Raw genomic sequence first — 21,574 nt, forward strand, 5'->3', positions numbered from 1 at the left:
TGTGGGAAACACCCGGGTCGGGTCGTGTGGTCGGTCCTGTGGCCGTTCCGGCTCTTCGCCGTACGGTGGTTGAGTCACGCTGCTACCCCCACTGATACCGCGGCGGGCATCACCGCTGTGATCCGCGCATCGTACCCGTGAGGTGGGTCCCGGGCATCCCGACCAGGCACAGGACGTTGCCGCCAGCAACAGCACGATCTTCCAGCACCACGTAGTACATGTCCAGCTCGGACTGTTCGTACGGCTTCCCCACGAATTCCAGGTACGCGCCCGCGCACTGTTGCGTGGCGACCGTCCCGGTTTGCGTGCTGGACAGCCCGACGAGCGCGGCCTGGACCTTCGCGTACGCCTCGCCGGTATGTGGCGCGGCGCAGTCCGCGATCCGTACCAGCCGGAGCGTCTCGGCTTCCAGGTCGGCGTCGAAGCACCGGCCGACCTCCACCTGCGAGATGGACACGGTCCGGCCGATCCCGCGGCGGTGCTCGCCGATCAGGTTGAGCGCGACCGCGACGCCGATCGCGATCACCCAGCACAGCGAAACCACCAGCGCGCCGTACGCGAGCCGCTTCCCGCGCCCGCCCGCGCGCTTGATCCGGCGCAGCGCGACACCGGCCAGCACGACCGCGATCGGCACCAGACCGGGCAGGCTGGTCGCGAACGCGGCGACCGCGTACCCGTCCTGGCGGCCCTTCGGCGTCGGGACGCCCTCCAGCCAGGACTCAGCCGACGGCAACGGCCGCCGTGCAGGCTGAATCGGCGAGGACGGCTGGTTCATCGGGTTCCGTTTCGGCAAGGTGTTCGCCGAGCGGTCTGCTCAGCTCGGACACCCAGTCATCGGACCCGCTGGTCTCGGTGTTACACCGTCCGCCCAGTTATCGGACGAGCGTGATTCACGCCTCAGCGCGCAAGGCGCCGCGGGATCGTGAAGCCGTCGCTGCGGCCCTCGAACAGCGAGACCGTCATCGCCTCGAGCGCGACCAGCGGCGCCACGTTCGCCTCGATCGCCTCGCGGCTCATCGCGATCGCCTCGATCCGCCGGATGGTCTGCTCGGCCGTCGTCCGCTGACTCAACTGTTCGATGTTGCGCCGCAGCTCGGCGTTGATCAGCTCGCTGCCGGCGCCGGTCTGCACCACGAGGACGTCCCGGTAGAGGGCCATCAGGTCGACCAGTGATCGGTCGAGCACATCCCGCTCCCACCGTTTGGCACGGGCTTTCTGCTGGTCCTCGAGCTCCTTCAGCGCCGCGTTCGCCTCCCGCGGCCGGGCGCCCTTCGTCCCGACTCCGAGTGCCTGCTCGAGCGCGGCGCGTTCCTTCTCGTCGACCTTCTCGGCGCTGGCCTTCGCCTCTTCCTTGGCCGCCTCGACCAGCCGCTGCGCCGCCTTCAGGCAGGCGCCAAGGTCACGCAGCGCGAACGGCACCTCGAGCACCTTGGTCCGCCGGTCGCGCACCGCCTCGTCGCGGGCCAGCGCCCGCGCCCGGCCGATGTGTCCCTGCGCGGCCCGCGCCGCGAACCAGGCCAGATCCGCGTCCACACCCAACTTCGCGCTCAGCATCTCCGCGACCGCGGCGACCGGCGGCGTCCGCAGCACCAGCAGGCGGCAGCGCGACCGGATCGTCGGTACGACGTCCTCGACGGTCGGCGCGCACAGCACCCAGACGGTCCGCGGCGCCGGCTCCTCGATGCTCTTCAGCAGCGCGTCCGCGGCCTGCTCGGTGAGCCGGTCCGCGTCCTCGACGACCATCACCTGCCACCGGCCCTGCGTCGGGCTCATCGCCGCCCGGCGGACCAGTTCGCGGACCTCGCTGACCCGGATCGACAACAGCTCGGTGCGGATCAGTGACACGTCCGGGTGCGCGCCGCTGAGCGCGGTCCGGCACTCGTTGCACTCGCCGCAGCCCTCGTTGGCGCACTGCAACGCGGCCGCGAACGCCCGGCCCGCGTTCGACCGGCCGGAACCTGGTGGGCCGGTGATCAGCCAGGCGTGGGTCATCCCGGCGACCGCGGCGCCCGACTCGCCACGCAGTACGGCGGCGGCCCCTCCGACGGCCTTGCGCAGTACGGCGACCGCGGGCTCCTGCCCGACCAGGTCGTCCCAGACACTCATAGGCCCACCTTCGGCAGCATCGGTTGCAGTCGGGCGCGGATCTGTTGCGCGATGACCTCGCGGTCCTGTGTCGCGTCGAGCACCAGGTAGTGCTGGGGCTCGGCCGCGGCCAGCTCGAGGAACGCGTTCCGCACCCGCTCGTGGAAGTCGTCGGCCTGCGCCTCGATGCGGTCGCGCTCCGTGAACCGGCCGAGACCGCCCTTCGGCGGCATGTCCAGCAGGATGGTGAGGTTCGGCCGGAGATCGTCGGTCGCCCAACGATTCACCCGCTCGACGTCGGACAGGTCCAGGTCCCGCCCGGAGCCCTGGTAGGCCAGCGCGGAGTCGACGTACCGGTCGGTGATCACGACCGCACCGGCCTTCAGTGCGGGTTTGATCACCGAGTCGACGTGCTCCGCCTTGTCCGCGGCATACAGCAGGGCCTCGGTGCGGTGCGAGATGTCGCCGGTCGCCGGGTCGAGGACGATCTGACGCAACGTCTTCCCGATCTCGGTCGCACCGGGCTCACGGGTCAGCAGGACCTGCTGCCCCTGCTCCTCCAGCCACTTCACCAGCAGCGCGGACTGGGTCGACTTGCCCGCGCCGTCGCCGCCCTCGAGCGCGATGAACAGCCCGGTCGTCGGATAGTCACCACGGGTCTTGCCGAAACTGCGCCGGACGTCACGCCAGAACGGCACTCCGGGACGGTCGTCCATCTGCCGCCACGCGAGCAGGCCGATCACGCCGGCCAGGATCGCGGCCGCGACCATCGTCATCGAGGCGCCGTTGTACGTCGCGGAGCGGCCGCCGATCGTCCACGTGTGCCGGCCGATCGCGCCCGCGGCGAACGGCGCGATCGCCAGCGTCACCGCGAGCACCGTCCGGACCGCCGACTGCACGAACGCGAACGTCCGCCCGCGGACCGCGTCCGGCACCTCGAGCCCGAGCAGCGTGTACCCGGAGACCCACGAGCCGCCGGCGCAGAACCCGAGCAGGATCGCGATCATCGTGGCGATCTCGATCTGCTGGATCAGCGCCAGCCCGGCCAGGCAGATCCCCGACCCGACCAGCCCGGCCGCGAACAGCCGGCGCCGCGACAGCCCGGAGAAGATCCGCGGCGCGAACCCCATCCCGAGCGCCAGCCCGCCGAAGACTGCCCCGAAGAGCAGGCCGTACCCCGGGTCGCCGGCGCCGAGGTCCTCGACGTACGTCCGGCCGAGGCCGATCACGACCGCGCCCGCCGCGAACGCCCCGGAGATGCCGACCACGAGACCCCGGACCACCGGCGTGCCGGTGACGTAGGACCAGCCCTCGACCATCGTCCGCCACAGCGTCGGATGCTCGTCGTGCTCGTGCACCGCGCGCCCGATCTCGGCGACCGACACGATCGCGAACGCCGAGATCACGAACGTCGCCGCGTTCACGTAAACGGCCAGGTCGATCGAGAAGTCGCCGGCCCAGCGGGTGACCAGCGTGATCGCGGTGAAGATCACCGCGGCCGGCAGCGCGGAGCCGTACGTCGTGATCAGGCTGAGCTGGTTGGCCGCCTCGAGCCGGTGCCGGGGCACCAGGTTCGGCACGCTGGCGTCCTTGGCCGGGCCCCAGATCAGGCTGACGATCTCGATCAGCACGGTCGCGACCAGCAACCAGGTGAGCGTGCCGATGAGCGGGATCGTCACGAAGAACGCGGCCCGGACCAGGTCGCCGACGATCATCGTCCAGCGCCGGTCGAGCCGGTCGGCGATCCAGCCCGCCACCGGACCCATCACCAGCGCCGGCAGCACCCGCAGGAACAGCACGCCGCCGATCGCGAAGTTCGCCATCTGGTAGTCGTCACCCGCGAACGACTTCGCCATCGCGGTCAGTGCCAGCAGCCCGATCCAGTCGCCCAGGCTGGACAGCCCGAACCCGATCCACAGCCGCCGGAACGCCCGGATCCGCAACACCGCCCGCACATCGTGCGCCGGTGCAGGATCGGTCAACGGGTCATGAACCTCCGGCACACCGCAAGCCTAGTGGGCAGGTCGGACAGGCCCTGGCAGCGCATCAGCAGGCAGCGCGCACAGCCTCCCCCAGCGCGTCCAGCGCGGCCTTCAGCTCGGCCACCGGCAGGAACCCGAATCCGAGCCGGAAGACCCCGGGCTCGTCCCCGAACCACTCCCCGTCCGCCAGCCGTACGCCGATCTCCGCTGCCGCACGCCGGAACCGCCCGACATCCACCTGAGGCTTCAGCCGGACCACGCACAACGCCCCGGCCGACGGCCGAACCCACTCCACGACGTCCTGGTTCGCACTGATCCAGTCCTGCGTGATCAGGAGGTTCTGCTCCAGCCACGACCTTCGTTCGCCGAGGATCGCGGACTCCTGCTCGAACACCCGGAGCGCGAGCGCCTCCGTGACCGGCGACGCGGTGACCACGGTGCTGAACTTCGCCGTCGTGAGCCGCTCGACCAACCCGGCATCCGTGCTGATCACCCACCCGATCCGCAGCCCCGCCGCCCCATGACACTTGGACAGCGACGCGACCGACACCACCCGAGGCCCCAGCCCGAGCGCAGTGTCGGCCACCGCATCGTCCCCGTACGACGCGGTCCGGTAGGTCTCGTCGACGAGCAGATACGCGTCCGGACAGATCTCACTCATCGCAGCGACGACGTCTCGCAGCGTCTCCAGCGCCACGGCGACGCCGGACGGGTTCTGCGGGGTCGCCAGGCTGACCAGCTTGGTCTCCGGCGTCAGCTGCGCGCGCACCGCGTCCACAGTGACCCGATAACCGTCGTCGAAGCTCAACGGAACGACCCGCACGGCAGCACCGACCGTCTCGAAGGCGTTCCGCGTCATCGGGAACTCCGGCGCCGTCGTGACGACCTGGCCGCCGCCGTCCGCCAGCAGGTACGCGAGCAGGAACAGCCCGTGCATCCCGCCGACCGTGATCACCACGTCCTCCGGCCGTACGCCGTGCCGGTCCGCGATCGCCGTACGGAGGGGAAGGCTGCCGGCCGCGGTGCCGTAGCCGAGTTCGAGGTCCGCCAGCTCCGGCGTGAGCAGGTCCGCGAGCCGGAGGTCCGGCCCGTAGCTCTCGCCCAGCTCGTGGCGTGGCTGCTCGGCGGTCAGGGACATGATCGGGTTGCTCGGGAAGGTCGCCATACCGCCATGGTTCTGGACATCCGCTGGCCGCTGCAGAGCCAATCCGGCAGAATTGGTTCGCAGATGAGACCAATCGAGGTGGTTGACCGGTTGGGCCGCTGGTCGTCCGGCCGTGGCCCGCTCTACGTGCTGCTCGCGGCCCGCCTGCGGCAGCTGATCGACGACGGCGAGCTACCGCCGGGCGTCCTGCTCCCGCCCGATCGCGCGCTGGCCGGAGCGCTGGCCGTCGGGCGTACGACGGTGGTCGCCGCGTACGACATGCTCCGGGCCGAAGGGCGGATCGCCCGACGCCAGGGCAGCGGAACCCGCGTCGCCGGTGTCCCGTCGGACGTCCAGGCCGAGGACGCGCCGGTCGATCCGATCTTCCTGGACTCGCTGGAAGCCCGCGACGACGACGTACTGCTCGCCGTGTGTGCCGCGCCGGGCGATCCGCCGTCGCAGCTCGCGGACGCGTTCGCGGCGATCGCACCGGAGCTCGGCCGGATCACGGACGACATCGGCTACTACCCGTACGGACACCCGGCGCTGCGTACGGCGCTCGCGGACCGCTATACGGCTCGCGGCGTACCGACGGCGTACGAGCAGATCCTCGTGACCAACGGCGGCCAGCAGGCGCTCTCGTTGCTCGCACACGCCCTGGTGTCGCCCGGGGACCAGGTGCTCGTCGAGGCGCCGACGTACCCGGGCGCACTGGAGGTGTTCCGGGAGGAGGGCGCCGTCCTGCACGGGCTGCCGGTGGGACTCGAGGGTCTCGAGGCGGCGGTCCGGGAGCGGCGTCCGGCGATCGCGTACGTCATCCCGACGTACCAGAACCCGACCGGCTCGGTGATGTCCGCGCTCGCGCGTCAGCGGGTGGCCGGCGCCGGGATCCCGGTGATCGAGGACGAGGTGCCGGCCGACCTCGGGTTCCCCGGTGCGGAACTCCCCGTGCCGATGGCGGCGTACGGCGACTCGGTGATCTCGATCGGCTCGCTCAGCAAGAGCATCTGGGGCGGCCTGCGGATCGGCTGGATCCGCGCGGCACCACCGCTCATCAACCGCCTGGCCAGGCTGCGCGCGGTCCATGACCTGGGCGGCAACGTCCCCAGTCAACTGGCCGCCGTACACCTGCTCCCGCTCTTGCACGGCCCTGACCTGCCTCGCACGCTCAAGTCACGCCACGACCACCTGCACGGTCTGCTCACCGAGGCGCTACCCACCTGGGAGATCCCGACCGTGGCCGGCGGCCAGTGCCTCTGGGTCCGCCTCCCGTACGGCGACGGCGTCTCCTTCGCCCAAACGGCCCTCCGCCACGGCCTGGCAGTGCTCCCCGGCGCGGGCCTCGACGTCACCGATGCAGGCGCCCCCTACATCCGCCTCCACTTCAGAGCCCACCCCACCGACCTCACCGAAGCCGTCCACCGCCTGAAATCAGCCTGGACCGACTACCGCCCCTCAACCACCCGCATCCACCCCCGCCCATCCATCGCGATCTGAAAGGCGGACGTGAGGCACTCACCAACCCGGTCGTCGGGACGCGACCGGGTCGGTGATGAGCGTGAGACCCACCAGTTGGTGAGTGCCTCAGGTCCGCTCAGGCGGTGGTGAAGCGGAGGGTGAGGGAGGCCGGGGCCGTCTTGAGCTTGTCGCGGTCCGGGAGGGCCGGGCCGCAGGCCGCCGTGCCTACGCCGGTCTGGGCGAGGTCAAGGGTGACGTAGGTGGTGTCGCCCGGGACCAGGTCCGCGGTGTGCTTGGCGTTCTCGAGGTCGGCCGTGGTCCAGTCGCGGACCGTAAGGCCGAAGAACTGGTCGACGGCCTCGATCCGCAGGCCGTCCAGCTGCGCCCAGCGGGTGTCGATGCGGTGGCCGTTCTCCTGCGGGCGGACGTACGGCGTCTGCAGCTCGGCGACCGTGGCGGAGTACTTGCCCACCGCGGCGGCCTCGCGCGTGTCGACGTACGCCTCGTTCGGGCCGGTGCCGAACCACTCGACCTGCTGCACCTTCGGCAGCTCGAACGTGACGCCGAGCCGCGGCAGCACCTCCGGGAACAACCCTTCCGGTACGACGCTCAGCTCCAGAACGACCCCGCCGTCCACAGCGGTCCAGCGCCACGTGCTGCGCAGGCCCCACTGCAGCGCCGGCGGCGCGGTCCGGGTGACGACCTCCCAGGCCCCGTCGCGCTCGCCCTGCGACACGACCCGGTGCTGCACCCGGTGCAGCCCGTCCTCGCGCCAGGCCGCCGCGACACCAGGAATCGCGTCGTTGTCGATCGGCGCCCGCCAGACGTCGAGCCGGGCGTTCCGCACCCCGGCAACCGAGATCCCGTCGATCCCCGCCACACCATCGGCCACCGCCACACCGGCCCCGCCGGCCGTAGCCCCAGCAGCGCCGCCCTCCACGCCACCGGCTGGGCGAGCCGGCCGGAGGGCCGGCTCGTCCAGCCGGATCTGGCCCCAGGCGATGCGGTGGCCGGCTTCGGCCCACGACGTCGCCTCGGTGAGCTCAGCGGTGACCGTCACCCAGGTCTCGGCCTTCGAGGCATCCACCGACGGCAGATCCACGACAACGGTGTCCCCGGCCGCGATCACCGGAACCGCCAACGTCCCGGAGTCCACCTCCGCCCCCTCGGTCGCCACCACGTAGCGGAAGCTCAGGTGGCTGGTGTCCAGCACCTCGTAGCGGTTGGTGATCGCCACCCGGTTGCCATCGGCAACGATGCGCAGCGGCTCGATCACCTTGACGTACTCGTGCATGCCGGGCGACGGCGTCCGGTCCGGGAACAGCAGCCCGTCGCAGACGAAGTTGCCGTCGTGGATCGTCTCGCCGAAGTCCCCGCCGTACGCGTAGACCTCGCGGCCGTCGATGGTCGTCCGCAGCCCGTGGTCGATGAACTCCCAGATGAATCCGCCCTGGCAGCGCGGGTACTTCTCGAACACCTCGCGGTAGTCGAGCAGCCCGCCCGGGCCGTTGCCCATCGCGTGGCCGTACTCGCACAGGATGAACGGGATGCCCCGGTAGAGCGAGTCGTCCGCGCCGATCTCCGCGCACCCCTCGGGCGAGGTGTACATCCGCGAGTAGATGTCGACCCATTCGGCCTCGGTGTCGCGCTCGTAGTGCACCGGCCGCGACGGGTCGAGCTCCTTGACCAGGTCGTACATCGCCTTGAGGTTGTCGCCCATCCCGCACTCGTTGCCGAGCGACCAGATCACGATCGACGGGTGGTTCTTGTCCCGGTGCACGGTGCGCCGCATCCGGTCGACCAGGTCGTCCCGGAAGCGCTCGTCCATCACCGGGTTCGGCAGCTTGGGCGGCTGCGGCTCGTACCCGAACCCGTGGGTCTCGAGATCGCATTCGTCGATCACGTACAACCCGTACTCGTCGCACAGCGACAGGAAGTGCGGGTGCGGCGGGTAGTGGCTGGTCCGGACCGCGTTGATCCCGGCCCGCTTCATGATCAGTACGTCGTCCAGCATGTCCTGCTCGGTCAGCGAGCGGCCCCGGTCGGGGTGGAACTCGTGCCGGTTGACGCCGTTGAACAGCACGCGGTTGCCGTTGACCGTGAAGATCCCGTCGACGATCGCGACCGTCCGGAACCCGATCCGCAGCCGCACCTCGCCGCCCGCGGTCCGCAGCACGGCGTCGTACAGCCGCGGCACCTCGGCGCTCCACGGCTGCACGCCCTCGACCCGGGTGTGCTCGCCGGTCGGCAGCTCCAGCCCGAGCTCGGGCACGGTGACGGTGCCCGGTACGTCGGACTCGACCAGCAGCGTGCCGGCGCCGTCGACGTGGTCCCAGGCGGCCTTGACGAAGACATCGGTCGGCGCGTCCGGGCGCAGCGCGAGCAGGTTGACCTCGCGGAAGATCCCGGACAGCCACCACATGTCCTGGTCCTCGACGTAGGAGCCGGCCGACCACTGGTGGACGCGGACGGCGATCCGCGCTTCCTTGCCCGGGGCAACCAGGTCGGTGATGTCGAACTCGCTCGCCAGCCGGGAGCCGGACGACCAGCCGACCCACTCGCCGTTCACGTACACCGCGAACCGCGAGTCCACCCCCTCGAACCGCAGGACGACCTTCGCGCCCGCGAAGTCCGCCGGCACCGTCACGGTCCGGACGTAGTCGCCGGTCGGGTTCTCGGTCGGCACGTACGGCGGCTCGAGCGGGAACGGGTAGACGATGTTGGTGTACGCCGGCGCGCCGTACCCGTTCAGCTGCCAGTGGCCCGGGACCGCGAGCGTGTCCCAACCGGAGGTGTCCGGGTCCTTCAGGTCGTCCGGCGCGTCCGCCACGGTCGGGGACAGCCGGAAGCTCCAGTCGCCCGACAGCGGCAGCCTCGCCGAGTCATCATCCAGCCAGGAACGCGGGGGCAGGACGTTCTCCCCGGAAGCAAAGTCCTCGACGTAGTGAGTCACAGCAGTCGACCCTAAGCCCATCCTGTTCACAACTCCACACCGATCAACAGATATGGACAGTTGTGACCGTCGCCGGTCAGGCCGCTACCGGCAGTTCTTGCAGACCCCCACCAGCGCGACCTGCTCGGGCGCGAGATGGAACCCGAGCTCGCGGGCGACCTTCTTGCGGGCCGACTCGAGGATGTCGCCGGGCGCGTCGTACACCGTGCCGCACTCGGAGCAGCGCAGGTGCAGATGCCGCGGCGCGAGATCGCCGGCCAGGTGGTACGTCGTCCCCGCCCGGCCGAGGTGCACGTGCGTGACCAGGCCGAACTCGCCCAGCGCGTCCAGCGCCCGGTAGACGGTGGCGCGGTGGATCCCCGGCCGAAGCTGCTCGGCCCGCTCGCCGATCTGCTCCGCGCTCAGATGCTCCTCGGTCCCCGCCAGCACCTCGACCACCGCGAGCCGGGCAGGCGTGACCCGCTCGCCCCGCTCCCGCAACCGCTGCGCGCTGACCTCGACCGCGCTCGTCATGGGCGCCGCTCCCTCAGGACTTCTTGGCTGCCGTCTTCTTGGCCGCCGTCTTCTTCGCGGCGGTCTTCTTCGCGGCAGCGGTCTTCTTGGTGGTCGTCGTCTTCTTGGCTGCCGTCTTCTTGGCCGCCGTCTTCTTCGCGGCGGTCTTCTTCGCGGCAGCGGTCTTCTTGGTGGTCGTCGTCTTCTTGGCGGCGGTCTTCTTCGTCGTCGTCTTCTTCGCGGCCTTCTTGGCGGTCTTCTTCACCGGGCCGCGGGCGCGCTTCTCGGCGAGCAGCTCGGCCGCGCGCAGCAGCGAGATGGTCTCCACCGAATCGTCCTTGCGGAGCGTCGCGTTGGTCTCCCCGTCGGTGACGTACGGACCGAAGCGGCCCTCCTTCACCACCACCGGCTTCTTGGACTCCGGGTCCTCGCCCAGCTCCTTCAGCGGCGGCGCGGCAGCCCGGCGGCCGCGCTGCTTCGGCTCCGAGTAGATCTTCAGCGCCTCGTCGAGGGTGATGTCGAACATCTGCTCCTCGGACGACAGCGACCGCGAGTCCGTGCCCTTCTTCAGGTACGGCCCGTAGCGCCCGTTCTGCGCGGTGATCTCGTCACCGGACTCCGGGTCCTTGCCGACCACGCGCGGCAGCGACAGCAGCTTCATCGCGTCGTCGAGCCCGACCGACTCCAGCGTCATCGACTTCAGCAGCGAGCCGGTCCGCGGCTTCGCGCCCTTCGGCGCGTCCTCCGGCAGCACCTCGGTCACGTACGGCCCGAACCGGCCGGCCTTCGCGACCACCTTCAGGCCGGTGTCCGGTGCGTTGCCGAGCTCGTGCTCGACACCCGACGGCTGCTCCAGCAACTCCTTGGCCTTGTCGACGGTCAGCTCGTCCGGCGGCAGGTCCTCGGGCACGTTCGCGCGCCGCTCGTCCTTGTCCTCGACGTACGGCCCGTAGCGCCCGACGCGGACCACGATGCCGCTGTCGTCGCCGCCGACACCGAAGGTCGACATCTCCCGGGCGTCGATGTCGCCCAGGTCGGTGACCATCGACTTCAGGCCCTCGAGGTCGTCGTCGCCGAAGTAGAACCGGGACAGCACACCCTCGCGCTGCAGGTCACCGGCCGCGACCTCGTCGAGCACGTCCTCCATCGTCGCGGTGAACGCGTAGTCCACCAGCCGGGTGAAGTGCTCCTCGAGCAGCCGGACGACCGCGAACGCCAGCCAGGCCGGCACCAGCGCCTGGCCCTTCTTGTAGATGTACTTGCGGGCCTGGATCGTGCCGATGATCGAGGCGTACGTCGACGGCCGCCCGATCTCCCGCTCCTCCAGCTCCCGGATCAGCGTCGCTTCCGTGAACCGCGCCGGCGGCTTCGTCTCGTGCCCCGAGGCAAGGACCTCGATCGCGGGCAGGACGTCGCCCTCCTCGACGTTCGGCAGCCGGGTCTCCTGGTCGTCGGTGCCCGCGGACGGGTCGTCCGCGCCCTCGACGTACGCCTTGAGGAACCCGTGGAACGTGATCACCCGGCCGGACGACGTGAACTCGCACTGCTCGCCGGTGGACGCGGTCGCGTCGATCCTGATCGACACACTGTTCCCGGCGGCGTCCTTCATCTGGGACGCGATCGTCCGCATCCAGATCAGCTCGTACAGCCGGAACTCGGCGCCGCTCAGACCGGTCTGCGCCGGAGTCTGGAACACCTCGCCGGCCGGACGGATCGCCTCGTGCGCCTCCTGGGCGTTCTTCACCTTGGAGGTGTAGACGCGCGGCTTGTCCGGCAGGTACGACGCGCCGTACAGCTCGCGGACCTGGGCCCGGGCCGCGGTGATCGCGGTGTCCGACAGCGTGACGCTGTCGGTACGCATATAGGTGATGTTGCCGTTCTCGTACAGCCGCTGGGCGACCTGCATGGTCTGCGACGCGGACATGCCGAGCTTGCGGCCGGCCTCCTGCTGCAGCGTGGTGGTCCGGAACGGCGCGTACGGCTTGCGGGTGTACGGCTTGGACTCGATCGACCGGACCGTGAACTGCGAGTCGCGCAGCGCGGCGGCCAGCGCGGTCGCGGTCTGCTCGTTCAGGTGGACCGTGTTGGCGCCCTTGAGCTCACCGGTCGAGCTGAAGTCGCGGCCCTGTGCAACCCGCTTGCTGTCCACCGAGACCAGGCGGGAACCGAACTGCCGCGGCGTCCGGCTCTCACCGGCGTCGAGGGTCGCGTCGAGGTCCCAGTAGGACGCGCTGCGGAAGGCGATCCGCTCCCGCTCGCGGTCGACCACCATCCGGATCGCGACGGACTGCACCCGGCCCGCCGACAGCCGCGGCATGACCTTCTTCCACAGCACCGGGGAGACCTCGTAGCCGTACAGCCGGTCCAGGATCCGGCGCGCCTCCTGGGCGTCGACGAGCGCCTCGTCGATGTCCCGGGCGTTGCCGACCGCGTCCTGGATCGCCTTCGGGGTGATCTCGTGGAACACCATCCGGCGGACCGGGACCTTCGGCTTCAGCTCCTCCAGCAGGTGCCAGGCGATCGCCTCGCCCTCGCGGTCCTCATCGGTCGCGAGGAAGAGTTCGTCGGCGCCCTTCAGCAGGTCCTTGAGCTTGCGGATCTGCGCCTTCTTGTCCGCGGGCACGACGTACAGCGGGTCGAAGTGGTCCTCGACGTTCACGCCGAGCCGGGCCCACGGGAGGCCCTTGTACTTCGCGGGGATCTCGTCCGCCCCGCTCGGCAGGTCGCGGATGTGGCCGAAGCTGGACTCCACCACGTACCCGGACCCGAGGAAACCGGCGATCATCCGCGCCTTCTTCGGCGACTCGACGATCACCAGACGGGTCCCTGCCGCTGTCTTCGTCCCTGCTGCCCCTGCCACTGCGCTCCCTACTCTCGTCCTGCCGACAACGTCTCGTCTGCGACGTCTGTTCCCCCGAGCACAGACCGACCCTGCCCGAGGACAGGGTAAGGCCGACGGCAACGCGTTTTCTCAACGCACGGTAACCGCTGACGGCCCCTGCATGCCTCCGAGGGTGCCAGAAAGTGTCGAACACCCCACCGTCACCGCGCGTTGCCACACCGCCACAGTGTGCCCCGGGCGACGGCTACGAGCGTACGCCGTCTCAGCGGGCGAAGCGCACTTCCGGGAATTTCGGCGACTCGCCGCGGAGCAGCAGCGAGGGGCGGCGGCGCAGCGTCTGGTCGAAGAACGCGGCCAGGTACTCGCGCTGGGCAAGCACGCTGCGGGCCGGCTTCGCGCTGCCGACCAGGGCCTTCATGACCGAGGTGATGATCGGGTCCTCGCCGTAGATGTCGTGGAACAGCTGGGAGAAGACGAACTGGTAGTCGGTGAATGCCTTCTGCTTGGTGCTCAGCAGCGTCAGGTTGAGTTTCCCGCCGCGCTGCGCCTCCCAGAAGGTCGCCCACGAGCTGTCGTAGTGCTCCTTGCCCGGCTCGGTCCGCTGCGTCTCGCCGGAGCCGAACAGCAGGAACGGCCGGTCCAGTCCGCGCTCGGCGACCTCACCGAGCGGGCCCTCGAGCCGGTCGTCCTGCAGTGTGCCGTCCAGGTCGACGCCGGCCAGGAACCGCTCGTCCTCGAGCATCGTGTTCGCGGCCGCGTACCCGCCGAGGCCGAACCCGAAGATGCCGACCTTGCGGAGATCCAGCGCCGCGGCCAGCCCGCCCGGCAGGTCCTTGCCGTCGGCCGCGACGTTCTGACCGCCGGCGATCAGCTCCAGCTGGTCCAGTACGAACCGCGCGTCGGCGGTCCGGGTCTCGACCGCCTTCCGGATCGCGGCCGGGTCGACCGGCTCGGGCGCCGGCGTACCGGGCAGGAACCGTCCGCCGGGGAACTCGACCGGCGTTTCGTGCGTGTGGTCGATCGTCACCACGACGTACCCGCGGCTAGCCAGGTCCTCGACCTGCGCGGTGTTCACGAAGCGGCTGTACTGATAGCCGGGCGAGAACAGTACGACGGGGTGCCGCAGGCGCTGCACCGGTACGTCGACCCGAGAGTGCGTCTCGGTGTTCGCGAAGTCGAACGAGCCGCTGGGCAGGGCGAGGCCGTACTCACCCGTCCAGGCGTCGTCCACCTCGACCGCGGTCTTCGGCGGCATGTACTTCGCGTACGGCGCCGTGCCGGACATGCCCGCCGGGTACCAGACGCTGATCATCAGCTCCCGCTGCCCGCTCGGCATACTCGGATCCGGCCGCGACCGGTCGACCAGGTGGATCGCCGCCGTCCCGAGCGCCTTACGCCCGGTCGGCTGCGGCAATCGGAACCGCACGGGATGGAAATCGGGGTCGCCCTGCGGGCGGATTTGTCCGGGCCGAGTCGGATCGGGACGTCCCGGGCCGACGCGGCTCGGGTCGAGCCGGCTCGGGTCGAGACCGCGGCGGTCCCGGCCGCCGGGACCGGTGACGGCGTCCGGCTCGAACGGCGATGCCTGCGCGAAGCCCGCCAGGGCCCCGGTGACCCCCGCCGCCAAGCCGGCCGTCAGGCCGGCCCTGAGAATGCCCCGCCTGGTGAGGCTGTGGCTGCTGAGGCTGATGGGACGCGAGTTCGCCATGCGCTCATCGTCATCGCCCCGATTCACCCCGTGATCGCGACACCGTCTCAACTTGATGAAGCTGACCTGATGACAATCCCGATCAGGTGAGCTTCAATGTGCCCATCTTTGTTCATTGATGCGTGAAGTGAGGCACTCGTGAGCATCTTTGTCCGCATGAAACGTTCAGTAGTCGCCTTGGTCTTGTTAGCCGGCGCGCTCGTGCACACGGCCGGTTCGGCGCAGGCCGCCGGCACCACGCTCGGTGACGTGACCGGCTTCTCCGCCGACCAGGCGACATACACCCTCAGCGCCGGGACCGCGAAGGTCCGGGTGGTGTTCCTCAAGGACGACGTCTTCCGGCTCTGGATGGCCCCGGACGGGAACTTCACCGACCCGGCCGGCACCGGCGAGGGCTCGACGATCGTCACCAAGACCGACTACGGGACGCCGCGGACGAGCTGGCGGGACCGCGGCGCGTACTACTCGCTGACCACCGGCAAGATCGAGGTCCGGGCACAGAAGCAGCCGCTGAAGTTCTCGCTCTACCGCTCCGACGGCCAGCTGGTGTGGTCCGAGGCCGCGCCGCTGTCCTGGACCGACACCTCCACCACGCAGACCCTCGGCCGCGGGACCAACGAGCAGTTCTTCGGCGGCGGTATGCAGAACGGCCGCTTCTCACACCGCGACCAGACGATCAAGATCTCCCGCGACTTCAACTGGGAAGACGGCGGTAACCCGAACGCCTCGCCGTACTACATGAGCACGGCCGGGTACGGCGTACTCCGCAACACGTTCAGCCCGGGCAGCTACGACTTCGCCAGCCCTGTCGCCGCGACACACGACGAGAAGCGGTTCGACGCGTACTACTTCGTCGGCGACCTCAAGACCTCCCTCGATCGCTACACCGAGCTCAGCGGCCGGCCGTTCATGCCGCCGATCTACGGGCTCGAGTACGGCGACTCGGACTGCTACAACCGCGGTCACTACGCGACGGACCCTGACCCCAGCAATGACTGGAAGGTCAACCCGGACAAGGTCACAACGCTCGACGCGGTCAAGGTCGCGCAGCGGTTCAAGGACGAGGACATGCCGGGCGGCTGGATGCTCGTCAACGACGACTACGGCTGCGGCTACTCCGACAACACCGAGTCCGAGCAGGTGGACGGCACCTGGTGGGGCAAGCGGGACATCCCGGCGCTGAAGCAGGCCGGTGACGAGCTGCGGGCACGGAACATCCAGATGGGCCTGTGGACACAGTCGAACCTGGACCGGCAGCCCGCCGAGGTCGGCGACGCCGGTGTCCGGGTCCGCAAGCTCGACGTCGCCTGGGTCGGCCCCGGCTACCGGTACGCGCTGACCGCCTGCGACACCGCGCACGACGGCATCGAGCAGTACAGCAACGCCCGCGGGTTCGCCTGGATGGTCGAGGGCTGGGCCGGCGCCCAGCGTTGCGCGGTGCAGTGGACCGGCGACCACAGCGGCTCGCTCGACGCGATCAAGTGGCAGATCCCGGCGATCACCGGGTCCGGCAACTCCGGCATCGCCTACAGCGCGGGCGACGTGGACGGCATCTTCGGCGGATCGGCCACGTCGTACGTCCGGGACCTGCAGTGGAAGGTGTTCAACCCGGCGTTCATGAGCATGTCCGGCTGGTCGACCCCGGCGTACAAGCAGCCGTGGGCGTACGGCGACCCGTACACCTCGATCAACCGCAAGTACCTGAAGCTCCGCGAGCGGCTGCTGCCGTACTTCTACACCTACGCCGCCGAGGCGCACCGGACCGGCGCACCGCTGAACCGGTCGCTGGTGCTGGAGTACCCGACCGACCCGAAGACGTGGGACGACACCACGAAGTACGAGTTCCTGGCCGGCAAGGAGTTCCTGGTCGCGCCGATGTACGGCGCGGACGAGGTGAAGAACGGGATCTACCTGCCCGCGGGCCGGTGGATCGACTACTGGACCGGCCGGGTGTACCAGGGCCCGACGACCGTGAACGGGTACCACGCGCCGCTCGACACACTGCCGCTGTTCGTGAAGGCGGGCGCGGTCGTGCCGATGTGGAAATCCGGGATCAACACCGCCGCCGAGCAGCAGCCCGGCGACCCGATCAGCGTCGACATCTACCCGTCCGGCAAGTCGTCGTTCAGCCTGTACGAGGACGACCGTGTGACCCGAGCGGCCAAGTCCGCGACGCAGACGTTCGCCGTCGACGCGCCGACCCAGGGCCGCGGGGACATCACGGTCAAGATCGGCGCCAGCTTCGGTTCGTACGACAACAAGCCGACGGCCCGCCCGTACGACCTCACGCTCCACACAGGCAGCGCTCCGCAGAACGTCTTCGTCGATGGCAAGGCAGCCAAGTGGTCCTACGCGGACGGAGTGATCCGAGTCCGGACCGGCTCGATCTCCACCTCCCGGAGCGCCGTCGTACAGCTCACCGGCACCTCCGCGGTGGGCGGTCCCGACGTCACCAACACCTTCGGCACGCCTGAGCTCACCACACCGTCGCTGTGGAACGCTCCGGGTCAGGCGACCGAGGTGACCGCGACCTTCCGCAACGGCACCGCGACGACCGTGCGCAACGTACGGCTGGACGTCCAGGTGCCGTCCGGGTGGAGCGTGTCGGGCGCGAACACCTTCGCGTCGGTCGATCCGGGCCGGACCGTGACGACCAAGCTGCAGGTCACGCCCGGCGCGGACGTGAAGCCGGCGAGCTTCACGTTGACGTTGAAGGCGTCATACGTTGCTCAGAACAAGAGTTATGCGAACACCGCGACGGGCACGGCGCAGTTGCCGTACGCATCGGTGTCGCAGGCCGCGAACGTGGTCGGGGTGAGCGACGCGGCGACGTACAAGCAAGGCAACTTCGACGGGTCCGGCAACAGCTTCAACGGTGAGGCGCTGGCCGCGGCCGGGTACACGCCCGGCGCGACCGTGACCGTGCAGGGCGCCGACTTCACCTGGCCGAGCGGTGCGCCCGGTGCGCCGAACCTGGTCAAGAACCAGTCGGCGCCGATCCTCGTGTCCGGGACCGGATCGCATCTCGCCCTGCTGGGCGCGGGCGCCAGCCTGAACGCGCGCGGCACGGTCACGATCATCTACACCGACGGGTCGACGTCCGAGGGCACGTTCCAGTTGCCGAACTGGTGCTGCCAGGACCCGACCACGGGCGGCGCCAAGCTCGCGGTGTCGGTCAAGGGCCGCTACACCGCGGCCGGGCTGAGCAACACGACGACGGACTACCGGGTGTTCTACACCGCCGTACCGCTCGATCCCGGGAAGACCGTGAAGGCGATCAAGCTGCCCGGCGGCGGGCTGGGCTTCTTCGCCGCCACGATCGCCGACAAGCCGTTGCCCCCGGCACCTACCGGGGAGAAGTGGGTCAGCGACCTGGAGTTCCTCGACTCCACCAACGGGTGGGGCCCGGTCGAGCGCGACCACAGCAACGGCGAGGACGCGGCCGGCGACGGCGGGCCGATCACGCTCGACGGCGTCCAGTACACCAAGGGTCTGGGCGCCCACGCCCCGTCGTCGGTCAGCGTCCGGCTGGGCGGCAACTGCACGACCTTCACCAGCAAACTCGGCATCGACGACGAGATGGAGGACCGCGGCAAGGTCACCTTCAAGGTCCTGACCGACGGCACTGCCAGGTACACGTCCGACCAACTGACCGGCACATCCCCCACCGCCACCACCACGGTCGACGTCACCGGCGCCCAAACCCTCACCCTCCAAGTCACCGACGGCGGCGACGGCAACACCAGCGACCACGCCGACTGGGCCGAAGCCAAACTCACCTGCAACCCGTAGCTTGAACACCCTCTGGTGGCCGTGAACACGTCATTGCGTGTTCACGGCCACCATTGCTTGTCCACGGTGGTGCGAGGATGTGGGCATGCTGGAGTTGACGGGGAACGTGGTGGACGGGCTGCGGACGGCGTTTGCCGGGGCGGGGTACACGGTGGACGGGGTTGCTGCGCGGCTGGGGGCGCAGGCCAACGCGGCGTTGGCGCGGAACGAGACGGCGCCGGCGGCTCGGCGGACCGCGTCGGGGGATGCGCTCGACACGATGACCCGGTTGTTCCTGCTCCAGCGGACGGTCCCGGAAAGCCTTGTGGGCAAGGCGTTTCCGGGGGTTGATCTGGTGGCGCTGGGGGTTGTCGAGCGGAGTGGGAGCGACGTACGGGCGGTGCTCGACATTCGGCCGTTCGCGGAGGACGGGCGGGAGTGGTGGGTGGTTGCCGATCTCACGCCGGGGCTCGACGGGCGGCGAGAGGCGATGCGGTCGGATTATGTGCTGGGGATCGCTCCGGCGAGTTTGAGCCTGATCCAGCTGACCGTGCCGATCAAGGCAGAGCGGGCCCTCGACATCGGCACCGGGTGCGGCATCCAGTCGCTGCACCTGGCGGATCGCGTCAACCAGCTGACCGCGACCGACGTGAACCCGCGTGCGCTTCAGCTCGCTAAAGCGACCGCGGCCCTCAACCACGTCGACCTCGACCTCCGCGACGGGAGTCTGTACGAGCCGGTTCGCGGCGAGCGGTTCGACCTGATCGTCAGCAACCCGCCGTACGTGATCTCGCCGCCCGGCGGCGACCTGACCTACCGTGAGACCGGGTTCACCGGCGACGCCGTGGTCGAGCAACTCGTCCGCCAGGCGCCTGACCACCTGACCGACGGTGGCTGGTGCCAGCTGCTCGCCAACTGGACCTGTGTACGCGGCCAGGACTGGCAGGACCGCCTTGCCACCTGGACCGCCGACCGCTCCGCCTGGGCAGTCCAGCGCGAGCAGCTCGACCCGTCCGAGTACGTCGAACTCTGGCTCCGCGACGCCGGCCTGCACGGCACACCGCAGTACACGGCCCGGTACGACGCGTGGGTGCGCTACCTGGACGAGCACGACGTCGAAGCGATCGGCATGGGCTGGATCACCCTGCACAACGTCGAAGGATCACTCCACGCAGAGTCCTGGCCGTACGAGATCGAGCGCCCGATCGGCCCGCACGTCCTGCACCGGTTCGAGCGGCTCGAAGGGCTCCCGGCCGACCTGACCGGCCTGCACCTGCGCGTCGCGGATGACGTCGTCCAGGAGACCACCGGTCAGCCGGGCGCCGAGGACCCGGCGACGATCGTGCTCCGGAGGCAGCGCGGCATGCGCAGGGCCGAGCAGGTCGACACCGTCCTGGCCGGCTTCGTCGGCGCCTGCGACGGCGACCTGAGCACCGGCCAGATCCTCGCCGCCCTGGCCGACCTCATGGACCGCCCGGTGGTCGACGTCCTGTCCGACTACCTGCCGCAGGTCAGGAACCTCGTCATCGAGGGCTTCCTGGACTACTGACTGGCCTGACGGGCTTGCTGGGCAGCGCGCCGCCGCCGGCGTTTCTCGGCGTACATGCGCCGATCCGCCTCGGTCAGCAGCTCGGCGACCGGCGTACCGTCGGTGCTGCTCGCCTGCCCGACGCTCAGCCGCAGCATCGCGAACCACGGCTCCTCCGCGCGCGCCGCTTCCCGGTCGGCCGCACCCTTGATCCGCTCGACCATCTCCGGCGCGCCGCGCTCGTCCGGGTTGTCGAGGACGACGACGAACTCGTCCCCGCCCGCACGCGCCACCACGTCCTCCGCGCGGCACTGCTCGGTCAGCAGCATCCCGACCCGCCGCAGCACGTCGTCGCCGCTGGCGTGACCGTAGCTGTCATTGATCACCTTCAGGTTGTCCACGTCGATCGCGACGACCGCGATCGACCGGCCGGAGTCCTGCGCGACCGACATCCGCTCGTCGAGCGCCCGCCGGTTCCCCACGCCGGTCAGCGGATCCTCCCGCGCCGCCCGCCACTCGGCGTCGTGCCGGATCGACAGCTCGTGACTGGCCAGCGCGCTCCGCACGGCGTACAGCCCGCGCAGCCGCTCCGCCCACCATCCGCGACTGATCGCTCGCGCGTACTGCAGGCCGGTCGCCGCGCCGGCGTCACCGGTCGCCGCGACGATCTGTACGGCGGTGTGCCGGATCAACGCCTCCACCGGCGGGTCGGACGTCGGCGGCAGGTCGCTCGCGGCGCGGTCCGCCGCGTCCGTCGCGTCCCCGCCACGGCCGAGCACCAGGTACGCCTTGGCCAGGTAGGTGCCCGCGATCGCGGCCAGCTCCAGGTCGCCGAGCTTGGCCAGCTGGTCCCGGCAGTCCTTCAGGATCACCGCTGCCTCGCCGGCGTCGGTGGCGTCGTTGCTCGCCGCGAGCCACATCCGTCCCGCCATCGGCCAGTACCCGAGCAGGTCGGCGGCGAGGATCACGTCGACCGCCTCACCCGCCCAGCGGTGCGCCTCCCGGCGGCGTTGCCGGATCTCCTCGTCATACGACGTGTCGCCCAGCCGCTCGAGCTCGTGTGCCCAGCGCAGGTTCGACTCGGCCAGGTTCAGCCGGTTGATCGCCGGCGCCTCGGGCAGCCCGAGCGGGTCGTGGTCACCGTCGGCGGCGAGCTCGAAATGCGGGATGCACAGCTCGTACAGCCGGAGCAGGTCGTAGGCGTACCCGAGACCGGTGTGCGCCCAGCCCGCCAGGCCGAGGTCCCTGGTCCGCGACAGGGCGTTCTCGGCGGCGACCAGGTCGGCGACCGAGTCACCGCCCTCGCCGGTGCGGATCAGCGTGACGATCCGCAGCGCGATCGCGTTCGCCTCCCAGCCCGGCTCGTCGATCGCGCGGGCGACCCGGATGCAGGCGTCGACGGCGTCCAGGGCCTCGACGGAGTCGGTGGCGTGATGTGCCGCGACGGCCCGCACGTACTCCGCGGCGGCCCGCTCGTGGCTCGGCTCCGGGCCGAGCTCGGCGAGCAGCGCGGTCAGCTCGAGCCCGGCCTCGGCCGGACTGCCCGACTGCGCCCGCGTCATCGCCGTCGCGATCCGTGTCGTCACCCCCGACGTCTCCCGCACCGCACCT

The 21,574-nt window shown here is 70.2% G+C and carries 12 protein-coding genes; 3 read left to right on the forward strand and 9 right to left on the reverse strand.

Annotated features, from left to right (window positions below; all coding sequences use genetic code 11):
- Positions 1-109: 109 nt before the first annotated feature.
- From ABZW60_RS07730 to ABZW60_RS07745, 4 genes are all read right to left on the reverse strand, one after another.
- Entirely contained in the window at positions 110-775 is a 666-nt protein-coding gene (locus ABZW60_RS07730) for a DUF4190 domain-containing protein (protein WP_355474952.1), read from the reverse strand.
- Positions 776-897: 122 nt separating this feature from the next.
- Positions 898-2,106 (reverse strand): DNA polymerase III subunit delta', encoded by a 1,209-nt coding sequence (locus ABZW60_RS07735; protein WP_355474953.1) that lies wholly within the window; start codon positions 2,104-2,106, stop codon positions 898-900.
- Positions 2,103-4,088 carry a dTMP kinase gene (gene tmk / locus ABZW60_RS07740; protein WP_355474954.1) on the reverse strand — a complete coding sequence of 662 codons (1,986 nt, stop codon included), beginning with the start codon at positions 4,086-4,088 and terminating at the stop codon, positions 2,103-2,105. Before tmk ends, ABZW60_RS07735 begins: the two co-directional genes overlap by 4 nt.
- A 43-nt stretch (positions 4,089-4,131) precedes the next feature.
- Complete coding sequence (locus tag ABZW60_RS07745) at positions 4,132-5,232, reverse strand: pyridoxal phosphate-dependent aminotransferase (RefSeq protein WP_355474955.1); 1,101 nt, start codon at positions 5,230-5,232, stop codon at positions 4,132-4,134.
- A gap of 63 nt (positions 5,233-5,295) precedes the next feature.
- Between ABZW60_RS07745 and ABZW60_RS07750 the strand changes: the two genes are divergently transcribed.
- Entirely contained in the window at positions 5,296-6,708 is a 1,413-nt protein-coding gene (locus tag ABZW60_RS07750) for a PLP-dependent aminotransferase family protein (protein WP_355474956.1), read from the forward strand.
- A gap of 97 nt (positions 6,709-6,805) precedes the next feature.
- Here the strand turns inward: ABZW60_RS07750 and ABZW60_RS07755 are convergent, their stop codons facing one another.
- The 4 genes from ABZW60_RS07755 to ABZW60_RS07770 all read right to left on the reverse strand — a co-directional run bounded on the left by ABZW60_RS07755 (position 6,806) and on the right by ABZW60_RS07770 (position 14,664).
- Complete coding sequence (locus ABZW60_RS07755; protein ID WP_355474957.1) at positions 6,806-9,622, reverse strand: glycoside hydrolase family 2 TIM barrel-domain containing protein; 2,817 nt, start codon at positions 9,620-9,622, stop codon at positions 6,806-6,808.
- A gap of 84 nt (positions 9,623-9,706) precedes the next feature.
- Positions 9,707-10,135 (reverse strand): Fur family transcriptional regulator, encoded by a 429-nt coding sequence (locus tag ABZW60_RS07760; protein WP_355474958.1) that lies wholly within the window; start codon positions 10,133-10,135, stop codon positions 9,707-9,709.
- A gap of 13 nt (positions 10,136-10,148) precedes the next feature.
- Complete coding sequence (gene topA, locus ABZW60_RS07765; protein ID WP_355474959.1) at positions 10,149-12,929, reverse strand: type I DNA topoisomerase; 2,781 nt, start codon at positions 12,927-12,929, stop codon at positions 10,149-10,151.
- Between the two features lie 289 nt (positions 12,930-13,218).
- The gene (locus ABZW60_RS07770) at positions 13,219-14,664 is read right to left on the reverse strand and encodes a hypothetical protein (RefSeq protein ID WP_355474960.1); all 1,446 of its coding nucleotides are present in this window, start codon (positions 14,662-14,664) and stop codon (positions 13,219-13,221) included.
- A 177-nt stretch (positions 14,665-14,841) separates the two neighbouring features.
- Here ABZW60_RS07770 and ABZW60_RS07775 point away from each other — a divergent pair, with 177 nt between their 5' ends.
- Both ABZW60_RS07775 and ABZW60_RS07780 read left to right on the forward strand, forming a co-directional pair.
- Positions 14,842-18,456, forward strand: a complete 3,615-nt coding sequence (locus ABZW60_RS07775) for an NPCBM/NEW2 domain-containing protein (protein WP_355474961.1) — start codon at positions 14,842-14,844, stop codon at positions 18,454-18,456.
- Between the two features lie 85 nt (positions 18,457-18,541).
- Positions 18,542-19,984 (forward strand): class I SAM-dependent methyltransferase, encoded by a 1,443-nt coding sequence (locus ABZW60_RS07780; RefSeq protein ID WP_355474962.1) that lies wholly within the window; start codon positions 18,542-18,544, stop codon positions 19,982-19,984.
- Here ABZW60_RS07780 and ABZW60_RS07785 read toward each other — a convergent pair.
- Entirely contained in the window at positions 19,978-21,567 is a 1,590-nt protein-coding gene (locus tag ABZW60_RS07785; protein WP_355474963.1) for a GGDEF domain-containing protein, read from the reverse strand. The genes ABZW60_RS07780 and ABZW60_RS07785 overlap by 7 nt on opposite strands.
- Positions 21,568-21,574: the final 7 nt, after the last annotated feature.

The organism is Kribbella sp. NPDC003557, assembly GCF_040610805.1.
In the GTDB taxonomy this organism is placed as follows: Bacteria; Actinomycetota; Actinomycetes; order Propionibacteriales; family Kribbellaceae; genus Kribbella.